The 12,423-nt window shown below is 55.0% G+C and carries 12 protein-coding genes; 3 read left to right on the top strand and 9 right to left on the bottom strand.

Annotation, left to right across the window (positions count from 1 at the left end; all coding sequences use genetic code 11):
• Window positions 1-2: 2 nt before the first annotated feature.
• Window positions 3-611, bottom strand: coding sequence for a glutathione transferase GstA (gene gstA, locus C5L13_RS20160; RefSeq protein WP_105385071.1), 609 nt, complete (start codon window positions 609-611; stop codon window positions 3-5).
• A 77-nt stretch (window positions 612-688) separates the two neighbouring features.
• On the bottom strand, window positions 689-1,120 hold the full coding sequence (locus C5L13_RS20165) for a DoxX family protein (RefSeq protein ID WP_105385072.1): 432 nt from the start codon (window positions 1,118-1,120) through the stop codon (window positions 689-691).
• Between the two features lie 241 nt (window positions 1,121-1,361).
• Here C5L13_RS20165 and C5L13_RS20170 point away from each other — a divergent pair, with 241 nt between their 5' ends.
• Window positions 1,362-2,270: a LysR family transcriptional regulator gene (locus C5L13_RS20170; protein ID WP_105385073.1), complete on the top strand. Its 909-nt coding sequence runs from the start codon at window positions 1,362-1,364 to the stop codon at window positions 2,268-2,270.
• A gap of 351 nt (window positions 2,271-2,621) precedes the next feature.
• Here the strand turns inward: C5L13_RS20170 and C5L13_RS20175 are convergent, their stop codons facing one another.
• The 7 genes from C5L13_RS20175 to C5L13_RS20205 form a co-directional block, all read right to left on the bottom strand.
• On the bottom strand, window positions 2,622-3,845 hold the full coding sequence (locus C5L13_RS20175; protein ID WP_105385074.1) for a trans-sulfuration enzyme family protein: 1,224 nt from the start codon (window positions 3,843-3,845) through the stop codon (window positions 2,622-2,624).
• Window positions 3,846-4,111: 266 nt separating this feature from the next.
• Window positions 4,112-4,726, bottom strand: a complete 615-nt coding sequence (locus C5L13_RS20180) for a glutathione S-transferase family protein (protein ID WP_105385075.1) — start codon at window positions 4,724-4,726, stop codon at window positions 4,112-4,114.
• A 35-nt stretch (window positions 4,727-4,761) separates the two neighbouring features.
• On the bottom strand, window positions 4,762-5,532 hold the full coding sequence (locus C5L13_RS20185) for an amino acid ABC transporter ATP-binding protein (RefSeq protein WP_105385076.1): 771 nt from the start codon (window positions 5,530-5,532) through the stop codon (window positions 4,762-4,764).
• A gap of 77 nt (window positions 5,533-5,609) precedes the next feature.
• The gene (locus tag C5L13_RS20190; RefSeq protein WP_245571379.1) at window positions 5,610-7,076 is read right to left on the bottom strand and encodes an amino acid ABC transporter permease; all 1,467 of its coding nucleotides are present in this window, start codon (window positions 7,074-7,076) and stop codon (window positions 5,610-5,612) included.
• 6 nt (window positions 7,077-7,082) lie between these two features.
• On the bottom strand, window positions 7,083-8,264 hold the full coding sequence (locus C5L13_RS20195) for an amino acid ABC transporter permease (protein ID WP_105385077.1): 1,182 nt from the start codon (window positions 8,262-8,264) through the stop codon (window positions 7,083-7,085).
• Between the two features lie 89 nt (window positions 8,265-8,353).
• The gene (locus C5L13_RS20200) at window positions 8,354-9,370 is read right to left on the bottom strand and encodes an amino acid ABC transporter substrate-binding protein (RefSeq protein ID WP_407070455.1); all 1,017 of its coding nucleotides are present in this window, start codon (window positions 9,368-9,370) and stop codon (window positions 8,354-8,356) included.
• 565 nt (window positions 9,371-9,935) lie between these two features.
• A complete protein-coding gene (locus C5L13_RS20205) occupies window positions 9,936-10,544 on the bottom strand; it encodes a helix-turn-helix domain-containing protein (protein ID WP_245571380.1) in 609 nt (202 codons plus the stop codon).
• A 336-nt stretch (window positions 10,545-10,880) separates the two neighbouring features.
• Between C5L13_RS20205 and C5L13_RS20210 the strand changes: the two genes are divergently transcribed.
• Both C5L13_RS20210 and C5L13_RS20215 read left to right on the top strand, forming a co-directional pair.
• Window positions 10,881-11,393, top strand: coding sequence for an MOSC domain-containing protein (locus C5L13_RS20210; RefSeq protein ID WP_105385078.1), 513 nt, complete (start codon window positions 10,881-10,883; stop codon window positions 11,391-11,393).
• On the top strand, window positions 11,393-12,343 hold the full coding sequence (locus tag C5L13_RS20215) for a PDR/VanB family oxidoreductase (protein WP_105385079.1): 951 nt from the start codon (window positions 11,393-11,395) through the stop codon (window positions 12,341-12,343). Before C5L13_RS20210 ends, C5L13_RS20215 begins: the two co-directional genes overlap by 1 nt.
• Window positions 12,344-12,423: the final 80 nt, after the last annotated feature.

Below are 12,423 nucleotides of genomic sequence, written 5' to 3' on the forward strand. Positions count from 1 at the left end.
CTTTATACTAGCCCTTCTACTTGCAACGCTTCCTGCACAGATGGGCGGGTAGCAATGCGGCCGAGAAGCGATTGGAGGTTCTCGAAGGCTGTCAGGTCAACACCGACGATCTTGCCCCAGTTGCAGACGACAAACAGGTAGGCGTCGGCAACGGAGAACTTGGCGCCCATCATGTAGTCTCGACGATTAAGCTGCTGTTCCAGCCAGCCGAAGCGGTCACAAATACGTTCATGATAGATGGCTTTCACATCCTGCGGCATTCGCGGATCGAACAGAGGGCCGAAATTCTTGTGTAGCTCGCTGCTGATAAAGGCCAGCCTTTCGATCAGGCGATATCGCTCCATCGAACCCCAGGCGGGTACAATCCCCTTTTCCGGAACCTGATCGCCCACATACTGCATGATCAAAGGCCCTTCGCTCAGCAGCTGGCCATCGGCAAGCTCCAGCAGCGGCACGTAGCCTCGGGGATTGAGAGCATAATAATCGTCGGCGCCGTTGTTGAACGTATGCGTCCGCAAATCAACGCGCATGGGCGCGAATGGCATGGCGGCTTCGCGCAGAACAATATGGGAGGCCAGAGAACAGACGCCCGGGCTGTAATAGAACTTCATGCAGAACTCCGAGAGAAATAAGGATCAGGTTAATGAGGTTGTCCATCAGGGACATATTGTCTCGCAGCCGTCACCCTTCACCCGCGTGGCGCGATCGGGGCCTTCTTCCCGCGGCCCCATAGAATGAACAGGCAGATGGGGAGCAGGATGGCGTTCAGCGGCAGGGCCGACAGCTCACCGCGTGAGGTATGGAAAATGATGGCCGCGATTTGTAGCAGGACGCATCCCAAGGCGGCCAGAACCGTCAGTCGGGGTAGGATGCGGGTGAGGGCAGGCAGGAGAATGCCGAGGCCGCCAGCAATATCGATGAGACCCATCAGCCGTAGGAACCGGGGCGCGACGTCTCCGGGCCAAACCCACATAGCCGCCAACTGATCAATTGGCATGAACAACTTCATGCAACCGAATACTGTAAAGGCGACAAAAATGAGCACTTGGGCCACCCAAAGCCCGATCTGCATAGACCTTGCAGCCGGTGGTGCTGAAAGAAGAGTTGAGCTGTGTGACATCTGAGTCTCCAGAAGAGGTTGTGAAACAAGCACCTGTTGGTATTCGCGGCCAGAGGCGCTTTGGGGCTCGGTAGGAAGCCGCATGCCTTCGTTCGGATTGGCTTGCTGCTGATCCTACGAACAAAAACAACCAAAGAAAGCGGTCTAATTTCGCTTTTCTTATTCAAGAAAATCGATAGAGTTGCCCTTCGCGGGCTCGTGTCGCGCGCGCCGCAAACGCTCAATCCGATTGGTAATTGCTATGGATGCGCTGACCCTTGACCAGTTCCTTGTATTCGCCACCACAGTTGAAGAAGGCAGTTTCGCTGCGGCAGCGCGTCGTATGAACAGAGCGCAATCGGCGATCACTTACACCATTCAGAAATTGGAGGAGCAGAGCGGGCTCCCCCTCTTTGACCGCTCTGCCTATCGTCCGACGCTGACCGAGGCGGGAAAGGCGTTGCTGCCGCGGGCGCGACGCATCCTTGACGACGTTGCAGACTGGCGGCATCAGGCCCAGGGGATTTCAAAGGGGTTGGAGGCAGAACTCACTCTAGCTGTCGTCAGCTATGCGCCGCCGGATCTTTTAAGCCGTGTCCTAAGCGCATTCAATGTGGAGTTCCCCTTTGTCGAAATACGTCTTCTGATCGAAACCTTTGATGCTGCAGCGACGGCTCTGCGGGATGGAATTGTCGATCTTGCATTGCTTGCCGAACGCCAGCCGGAGGATTTCGAACGGCGCGTGTGCGGACGGATCAATCTGGTTCCTGTCGCTGCCCCCACGCATGTGCTCGGCCGGATCGAGGGACCACTCAGCGCTACACAATTGCGGGACCACACTCAGTTGGTCATCAGCCCCGCTCCCCATTTGGACAGCGGGCGGGACTATGGCGTCCTTGCCGCCAACAGATGGCGGGTCAACGATCTCCAGGCCAAATACGACCTCATTCTTGCTGGTATCGGCTGGGGTTCAATGCCCCGCTCGCGTGTGGAGAACGATCTTTCGACGGGGCGCCTCGTCGAACTGAGACCGGAAAGTTGGGAAGGGTCGGATTGGATGCCATCTTTCCCTCTGGTCATTGCCTACAGGAAGGAAAAGGCGCTCGGTCCAGCCGGACAGTGGCTGGTGAAGGAATGTGTCGCTCAGTGGGAGTTAGCCGGTAAACCTTGAGCAAGGAAGACAGGCCGTTTGCGGCATGGCGCTGATATATATACCCCGCAGATGCCGCGCTCTGAGGAAATTCCGCGACGATGGTTGCCCACGATCTCATTCCGCGGTTCTCGATGGCGGCCTACGACCGCGAAGGAGATCAAGGACCTCTTCGCGGTCGTAGGCCGCTGCGGGAGAGGAAGGCATCCCTGAGCAATGTTCGAGAAGCCTTTGGCCGCTTCGCAGGTTTAAGCGGCCTTGATGCACGCGCTCAATGCGAGAGATTGGTATCGCAGCCAATGTCATCGACAACGCCAAAGACGTTGCAGATTGATCAAACGATCCCTCAATCATGGCATCGGCTGCGCTGCCTTACAAGATCTGCAGCGCTTTTCGCAGATCGGCGATAAGGTCGTTGACATCTTCGAGCCCCACTGAAAGGCGAATGAGATCCTCGCTGACACCGTCGACGAGATGCGCGTCCTTTCTTATCGACTGGCGCGCTCGCATAATGCTCGCCGGATGGTAAATGAGGCTGTCGGTGTCGCCCAGACTTACAGCGCGTGTCAGCAATTGAAACCGGTCAAAAATTCTCCGCGCCCCGTCGAAACCTGCTTTGAGACCAAAAGCGAGCATGCCTGACCCCTGACCCATCTGCTTGCGTGCTATTGCATGATCGGGATGGGAATCGAGGAAAGGGTAGCTCACCCAAGCAACGGCAGGATGAGCCTCAAGCATCTGAGCGATCGCAAGGGCTGAAGCACTATGACGATCCATCCGTAGAGAGAGGGTCTTAAGCCCACGCATGATGAGAAAGGCTGAATGCGGTGACAGCGTCGCTCCGGTAATATAGCGCAAACCTGTTTCGTGCAGCATGTGAAGCGTTTCAGCATCGCCGAGCAACGCACCCCCCAACGTGTCACCATGACCGTTGATATACTTGGTCATCGAATGCAGGACAATATCAGCCCCGTGCTCGATCGGGCGTTGAAGTGCTGGGGAAGCGAACGTGCTGTCAACGGCCACCTTGATATTCCGGGCGTGAGCTCGGTTCGTAATCGCCGCAATGTCCAGAATGGCGCTCAGCGGATTTACCGGCGTTTCGAAGTAAACCAGGCGTGTCCTGTCGGTTATAGCTGCATCGAGATTTGACGGTTCCGAGAGGTCAACGGGAACGACCTTGATTCCGAAACGGGGAAGCCCTTGTTCGACCATCGCGACAGTGTTCGAATAGAGAGTCTTATGGACGATGAGTTCGTCCCCTTGCGAGAGCAGCGACAGGACGAGTGTGCCGAATGCGGCCATCCCAGTCGAGAGAACAAGACCAGCTTCGGCACCTTCCAGATTGGCGAGCCTCTTCTCGAGAATCTCGGTCGTTGGATTATATTCCCGCGCATAGAGCCGGCCGCCGAGGGCCGCCGCAGCTTCGTTTGCTGCCACGCTCTCGAAACCGTAAGTGGAGGTCAAGAATACAGGCGGCTGAACCGATCGCTTAAATTCTGCGGGATCGAATGCGTGATGAATAGCCCGAGTGTCAAAACCCAAGGTTTCATCACCGGCATTTTTCTCGGAACTCTCTGATTTAGCACTAGTCATCGTGTGAATCTCTTCCTTCTTTTTGAACCACGTATGCGTATGATCGATGGAAAGCTGCGATATCCAGGTAGTTGCGGCTATATGCTGCGTGGATTAACCGTCACGCTTTGATCGCCCCACGCCGAGATGCAGCGACCGTGCGGACCCATCGTCGAGACCCCTCTCAAAACCGATCAGGCGGGCCGGAAATTTGCACTGCTCCAGCAACTTGCGGTTTTCGGCGCCGCAATCCAGTATCGATTCTAACTTTTCCTGCCCCGGGAAACTCATCGCGCGTCCGGTAGTCCAGGCATTGGAATATAGCCAGGCAAAGCGCGTATCCGATCGATCCAAGCCAAAATATTGCAATGCTCATCTAACGGGAGCTTACCTTGCCGCGACAGACCTATGTACGGAAAGACTGCAAGGTCTGCGATTGTCGGCTTGCCCAAGCAAAGCCAATCGCGACCTTGCAAAGTCCTATCAAGAAGATCTAGGACTTTTCTGCCAATCGTCTGAGCCCGTGGCAGATCAATCTTCTCATGAGGATCGAGAAAGTTCAGCCTTGAGAGTTGTGGCCCGATGGACACCTCTTTTGCAGCGTATGACAACCACTCCGCAATCGCGGCCATCCCTTCTGGCGAAGAGTCGATCCACTGAGGCGCATACTTTATTGCGAGGTAGAGCAGAATGGCTTGGCTGTCCTGCACAACGAAGTCGCCATCCTTTAGAACCGGAATTTGTTGCCAGGGATTCAACCTGGCAAATTCCGCCGTTCGGGTTGCGCCTTTCAACACTTCCACGTTTTCCAGAACCAGAGGCAAACCGATCATCGAGGCAAAGAGCCGCACCTTGTAACAGTTCCCTGAGAGCTCGAAGTCGAAAAGCACAAGTTTGGTCATGTTAGGCTCTCTTCAAAGGGCGCATGGTGGCCGCGTTAATGCAGTATCTGGCTGAGAAACAGCTTTGCTCGCTCGTGTTTCGGACTTCCGAAAAACGCCTCTGGCCCGCTAACCTCAACGACTTGACCATGGTCCATGAAGACGACTAGGTCGGCCACTTGACGAGCGAATCCCATTTCATGGGTGACGCAGAGCATGGTCATGCCGTCAGTCGCCAAGGAGATCATTGTGTCAAGGACCTCCTTGACCATTTCCGGATCCAGAGCGGACGTTGGCTCGTCAAACAGCATAATCCGCGGGCTCATACAAAGGGACCTGGCGATCGCAACACGTTGCTGTTGGCCTCCGGAGAGCTGACCTGGATATTTATTGGCCTGCTCGGGGATTCTAACCTTGCTGAGGTAGTGCATGGCGATCTCCTCAGCATCTCGCCTTGAGAGCTTCTTCACCCATACGGGCGCGAGAGTCAGGTTCTCGAGGACTGTGAGGTGGGGAAAGAGGTTGAAGTGTTGGAATACCATGCCGACATTGCGTCGAATTTCGTTCACTTTCTTGAGGTCCTCGGTCAACTCCGTTCCCTCTACGACGATGGTACCCTCTTGATGGGCTTCCAACCCATTGATGCACCGGATCATCGTCGATTTGCCGGAGCCGGATGGCCCGCAGATTACGAGTTTCTGCCCGCGCGTAATTTCGAGATTGACGTCGCGTAGGACATGCAAAGCGCCAAACCACTTGTTGACGCCAACCATACGGATTGCCATGGGGTCGGCCATGAGTTCGGGTGTATTCTGGGCTGTCAGCATTCTTGTTCCCTGTCTGATTCATTGCTGTGGATTTTAAGCAGCCTAGTATCGGCGGGCAGCGGGGAGACGGTGGCGTTTCAGGTTCGATGATCGACGCGCAGGTGCTCTTCCATTAGACGGGAGTAGCTCGACATCAGGTAGCAAAAGCCGAAATAGATCATCCCCGTGAACGCAAAGCCGGTGTAGAGTATGGATGGGCCGGACCAAGCCGGATCCGTAAACGCGGCGCGCATTCCCCCCAAGAGGTCGAAGATCGAAACGACCGACACGAGTGTCGTGTCTTTAAACAGCCCGATAAAGCTGTTGACAACTCCCGGGATGACCAGGCGAATAGCCTGAGGCAACACTATCAATCCCATTGTCTGCGAATAACCCAGTCCAAGGCTGGCTGCGGCCTCGTATTGGCCTTTCGGGATTGCTTGCAGTCCCCCCCGAATAATTTCCGCCATGTACGCGCCCGCGAATAAGGAGACCCCAATCAGGACGCGGACCAACCCATCGGGGGGCTGATCTAGGAACAAGGGGAGCATATAGGTGGAGAAAAAGAGAATGGTTATCAGCGGAACACCGCGAACAATTTCGATGAAGCCGATGGCCAATGTGCGGATGATTGGTGCAGAAGAGCGCCGCGCCAAAGCAAGAACGATCCCGATTGGTACAGAGGCTACGATCCCCGTCGTTGCTACGACAAGGGTCACGAACAACCCGCCCCACTGAGATGTTGGTATGATTTGCAACGCGGGCTGAGCGACGATGTCAAAGCCACATGAGAGTCCCAGAACGAATCCCGCCCAGGCAAGGCAGAAACCGCGCTCTGCCCAAACGCGATCTTCGCCGCGCGGGGATCGGTTCTCGGCGAGAGCCACCAGGCACAGGAGAAGCAATGCAAAGTTGAGCCTGTCAGCAACCTCAAAGACCGGAGCGATCGCGAGGCCGACGACAAGAGCCACGATGGAAGCAACCACTAGCCCAAACGCGCGGACCTGGCGTGCAAAAGGTTGCTCGTTTATGAGCTTTAGGTGCACCGCAAGGCACGTTAGTGCGAGAAAACAGACCAATGTAGCGCCAGCGCGGAGCCATGGTCGGAATACAGGCCCCCCGTACAATAGAACGTAGGCAAAGAGCGGAAATAATCCAAAGAAGGCTATGCTCAGGTGTAACTTGTACCGCGCGCGTGGGTGAAGGAGCGGGATCAATAGCACCAGCCCCACCGCGTAAACCAGATTGACGCGCCATCTGGCGTCTGCTGGATAGAACCCGTACATCAGTTGCCCAAGCTTGTCCTTGATGAACGGCCAGCATGCGCCCAATTGTTGGTCGACCATTGCGCAGGCTGCCCGGTTAGAGCCCGTCCAGACCGCATTCACGATCGTAAAGTCGACCAGCGCCCAGATCAGCGTCAAGGCAAGAGAAAGTCCCAGCAGAGTACCGACCGCCTGTATTGGGCTTGCTAGAATTTCGTGGCGTAACCAACGGCCCAGGGGAGATGCGTGCTTCGGTGGCTGCGCGACGGGAATGGGGTGAGATTGCACGTAGGTTTCCATCGACGCTCACCGTTCCACAAGCGCGATCCGCGCGTTGTACCAATTCATGAAGACGGAAGTCAGCAACGAGATGGTTAGATATGTTGCCATCCACATCGCAACGACCTCGATTGCCTGACCAGTCTGGTTCAAAATCGTCCCACCGACGGAAACCAGTTCCGGGTACCCAATGCTTACCCCCAGGGAGGAATTCTTGAGTATGTTCAGATATTGGCTGGTCAAGAGAGGAATAATGATGCGGAGTGCCTGCGGGACTATGATGAAGCGCAGCAAATGGCGCTTTCCGATTCCCAGTGAGCGACCCGCCTCGGTCTGCCCTTTAGGCACAGCTTGAATCCCGGCGCGGACAATCTCGCCGATGAAGGCTGACCCGTAAATGGTCAAAGCAACAACAAAAGCGGCGAATTCTGGAATGATTGTTAAACCGCCTGTGAGGTTAAACCGCTCCTTCTGGGGTATGGAGAAAGCTATGGGAGATCCATAGAACTTAGCCAGAAGGAGAAATGTTCCGAATATGACGATAGCAAGAGCCAATGAAGACAACTTAGTGCGCTTCGCCCCCAAGGCTTCAATCCTTGACCAACGCCTTAGAGCAAAACCAAGCAGCAATCCGCCCACCATTGCTGCGGCCCAAAGCCAGGATCCCTCCTGAAACTCGGGGCGAGGAAAAGCAATTCCTCGTTGGCTGATAAAGACGAAGTCGAGGAATGAGATCGCGGAACGAGGTGCAGGCATAGTCGCCAGAACAGCCAAGTACCAAAACAGGATCTGGAACAGCAGCGGAAGATTGCGGACGATTTCGACATACCATTTCGCCAAGCGCGAAAGCGTCCAGTTTGGACTAAGGCGAAGGATGCCCACGCAAAACCCGAGGATCGTCGCGAAAAAAATTGCAAAGAGTGAGACCGTGAGCGTATTGAGCAGGCCGACAAAGTAGGCGCGCGCATATGTCATAGCCTCGTTCCATGGTATCAGTGTTTGTGCGATACCAAAGCCGGCAGTCTGCCCTAAGAACCCAAAGCCGCTTGCAATCCGCTGCTCAGCCAAGTTCGACGTTGCATTTTTCAGGCCGCTATAGGCACAGAAAAGCACGATGCCAACTAGCAGACCTTGAGCAACCAAAGCTCTGAATTTCGGATCATTGACAACGGCGGTTCGCCGCCCAGCGGATTGGTTTTGCTTAAACATCTTGACCTACGGCCTGCAGGAGAAATGATTGGCACAGTCAGGCATCGAGCCGGCGAGGACGCTTTCAGCAGCCCTCGCTTTCAACAGCACTAGCGGATCGGTGGGGCGTACTGCAGGCCGCCATTCGACCAGAGCGAATTCACACCCCTCTTGATGCCGAGCGGCGACTGAGATCCCACGTTTGCTTCGAAGATCTCGCCGTAGTTTCCAACGTGACGAACGATCCGATCAGCCCAGTCCTTGGACAAGCCGAGGGATTCACCAAGGTTGCCCTCAAGTCCCAAAAGGCGCCGTATTTCGGGATTTTCGGATTTCCTCATTTCAACAACATTAGCCCGATTTACACCGAGTTCCTCTGCGTTGATCATTGCGAAATGCGTCCACTTCACTATGTTGCCCCACTCAGCATCGCCTTGGCGGACAGCAGGCCCTAGTGGTTCTTTGGAAATCAATTCTGGCAGAACGACATATTCGTCCGGCTGCTTCAGCTTGCTTTTCTGAGCGTAAACGGCAGACGTGTCTGCACTGTAAACGTCGCAACGATTCGCCTCGAACGCTTTGATCGTCTCGTCAGCGGTGACGAAAACAATGGCCTCATATTTGAGCTTATGGGTACGAAAGTAGTCGGCGAGATTCATTTCGTGTGTCGTACCGGAAGTAAGGCAAACCGTTGCACCTGAAAGGTCTTTGAGAGAGCTCACGCCTAGGGATTTGTTGGCCATGAAGCCCTGGCCGTCGTAGAAATTGACGACAGAGAAGCTCATGCCGAGCGCGGATTCCCGAGACATCGTCCAAGTCGTATTGCGTGACAGCAGGTCGACGGCGCCCGACTGGAGCGCGGTGAAGCGATCCTTTGCGGAAAGTGCAACGAACTGGACCTTATTAGGGTCATCGAAAATCGCCGATGCAATCGCGCGACATAGATCAACGTCCAAGCCGGTCCATTTTCCCGAACTGTCGGGCATAGAGAACCCACCGATACCCTGGGAAACCCCGCAAGCGAGTTCTCCCCTATCTTTTATCTTTTGCAAAGTTGGCCCGGCGATCGCGGCACTGCTCGTCATCACAGTGACGGCAGCGAAGACGCACCCCATGAGATTTTTGATACGCTGGCTGAACATGAAACCCTCCCGTGTTTTGTTTGCCTAGATCCAAGTTTTCAGCGCGGGCAGTGCCGCGGAACGCGACCAGCCATTGTCGGAGACGATCATCCCCGACCTACACTGATGGTAGCTACTGCTGCTCCTCCACTGTGGATGTTTGGACGTAATCACGACGGACCTTCGGAACATCGTTCACCTTTGCCACCCACGTAGCCAATCCCTTCCGAGGGATTGGTGGCAATACTCAACGCAATGACACAGAATGTCAATCAGGAAACTTTGGGGACACAACTCTTCTTTGTTTCAGAGAAGGACGGTACGCCTCGTGTCCCGATTTTGGGCCCTCCGAAGAGGACGGCTAGCTATCGGAACAGACAAGCCATTGCTTGTCAGGATGGCACGTAGCCGGGGCCAAAGGCTTGCGATTAATTTGGGAGCCTCTGTCGGGGTGGCTGAACCGGTAAGCGTCTAAGCCATGTTAAAGAGTAGGATGGCTTTATATGGCGGCGTGACACCCGGTTCACCCACCAGGTTCAAGCGTCAGCAGCATGCTAGAAAAGCGAATAGGTCATTCGCTCGAGTTGATAATTACCAACGCCTCGCAAGGGCCGTCTTCCAATGCAACCAGTCGATGAGACTTTTCAGGATCTAATGTAACGCAATCACCAACATTCAATGTTTCGATTCGCTTGTCGATCTGCAACTCTATGGTACCGCGCAAAACGAATAGTATTTCCTCGCCTGAGTGATGGCTTAAAGTTCGGCTTCGGCGAGACCTCGGGACCGGACGCACGATAAAGGCACGCATCTTCGAATTCGGCGCGAGGCCGCCAACCAGAGAGAGATACTGACCTAGATCACCTGCTGCGCCGTTTTCAGCACGAGTAACTGAATAGAGTTCGGTTGATGGCTGGGTTGCGAACAGCGTCTCGACTGATACATTCATGGCATGCGCAAGCTTGAGAGCCGTCTCGATAGACGGTTTGGCCAAGCCACGCTCGACTTTCGAGATGTAGCTCTTGGTAAGGCCGCTCTTTTCGGCAAGCATTTCGAGTGTCATTTGATGCTGGGAACGGATTTTCTTCAACAGAATCGGCATCGTGGTAGCCTTTTCCCTGGAAGCCCGACCATCTCCACTGGCCTCCACCACGTTGCCTTCATCCTCGCTGCGCACCATCGTCATCCCCAAGTTTGGCTAAGATTTACGGTCCTTGTCGCGCAAACGCAACTGCTGCGTCTTATTCAGAAAGCCAAAAGCCGGATTCTCGACGAGCAGTTCAGGCTGTCCGAGCATGCTACTCAATGACACGACGTTTCCTATAGGACACTTATTGACATAATGTGTCATGGCTATAGAATGATCCCATAACCCATTTCGCAAGCCGCCTCAGCGCACCCCATGGAACGCGAGCCTGCTTGATCCTTTCGCAGAAACGAAAGGCGGGTGCCGTGATCGATCCGGAGGGGATGGATCTGCAGAGCATACACTTGAAGAGGTCTGGAGCTACACGCAATGGAACTGTCGGAAGAAACGGTTGAAGGCAACGCCACCATCAGTTGGCAAGGCACTGTATGTTACTTACACAAAACCCCTCGCGCGTTTCTTCCGATGCGCGGGTTTGAGAGCCTCACTTTAATCGCAGGTCGCGGTATCGAGGGCGATCGCTATTTGATCGGGCACGAAGCCGGCTTTTATTCGCATAAACCGGAGGAGGGCCGGCAGGTAACTCTCTTCGAAATGGAAGCGCTGGAAGCGATCAAGCGCGACTATTCAGTCGAGATGCTTCCTGAGGAGCATCGGCGCAACATCACCGTCCGCGGGGTGCCGCTTAACCATCTGGTGTCAAACCGGTTTCGTGTGGGAGAATGTGTTCTCGAGGCCACGCGATTGTCGACTCCATGCCGCCACATCGAGGAGATTCTCGGCAAGGCTGTATTCGACCCGATGGTGCACAGATCCGGACTGAATTGCAGGATCATCGAGGGTGGAGAAGTGCGCGTCGGTGATGTCGTGAGGCCATACTGATGGTCAAGCCGATACGAACAGTCGCGACCATCATCAAAGAGATCAGCGAACCTTTGCCGGGTGTGAAAGTGCTTGTCCTTGAGGATGAGGATCGCTGGGAGTTGCCGCCATTCAAGCCAGGCGCCCATATTGACCTGCACCTCGATAAGAAGCTCATCAGAACCTACTCCTTGTGCAACGCGCCCTTTGAGAACAACCGCTATGTTCTTGGCATTAAACGCGAAGACAATGGGCGGGGAGGCTCCCGCTTCATCCATGAGTGCCTCAAACCGGGTACGCGCGTTGACGTTTCCCTTCCCCGCGGTGGGATGGATTTCGATCTTGAGAACATGAACATCTTCGTAGCGGGGGGCATCGGTATAACACCGTTCATATCCGTTATACGAGAGATGGAAAATAGGGGCTTGACGAACTACGTGCTGCATTGGTCAAGCAATGGTCCTGCCAGTATTCAGCACATGATCGAACCGGCGATCCGCTCCGGCCATGTACATATCTCCGACACGCGGTACGACCCATTTCCTGATTATAAGGCAATTACGGCCGGCTATGGTTCGGGCGCAAAAGTCTTCTGTTGCGGTCCCGAACCCATGCTAAAGGCCTTTGAGGCTGCTGTGGGTTCATGGCCAGCTGATCGCGTCCACGTCGAGCGGTTTGCGGTAGCAAGGCCCGCAGTCGACCCAGAGGCCAAGCCCTTCACGGTCGTTTTATCACAAAGCGGCAGGCAAGCCGTCGTGGAGCCGAATGACAGTATCGTGGAGATCCTGGAGGAACTCGACGCGAATATTTCGTTTTCTTGCGAAGGCGGCATTTGTGGAGCCTGTCGAACTCCATGGATCGAAGGACCTCCGGTGCACCGAGATCGCGTTCTTAGTCCCGCTGAGCGGGAGCGTGATGTAATCGTCTGTGTTGCGGGGTGTGCGGGGCAGCGCCTGGTCCTTGACGCATAGCGATTCGTCGGCCCGAGGGTGGCTGCCTGGCGCCAACCCTGCACCACAAGTCGGAAGAAGATCTGGTCTCTAATGAGAGG

It is taken from the genome of Neorhizobium alkalisoli (genome assembly GCF_002968635.1).
Classification (GTDB): Bacteria; Pseudomonadota; Alphaproteobacteria; order Rhizobiales; family Rhizobiaceae; genus Neorhizobium; species Neorhizobium alkalisoli.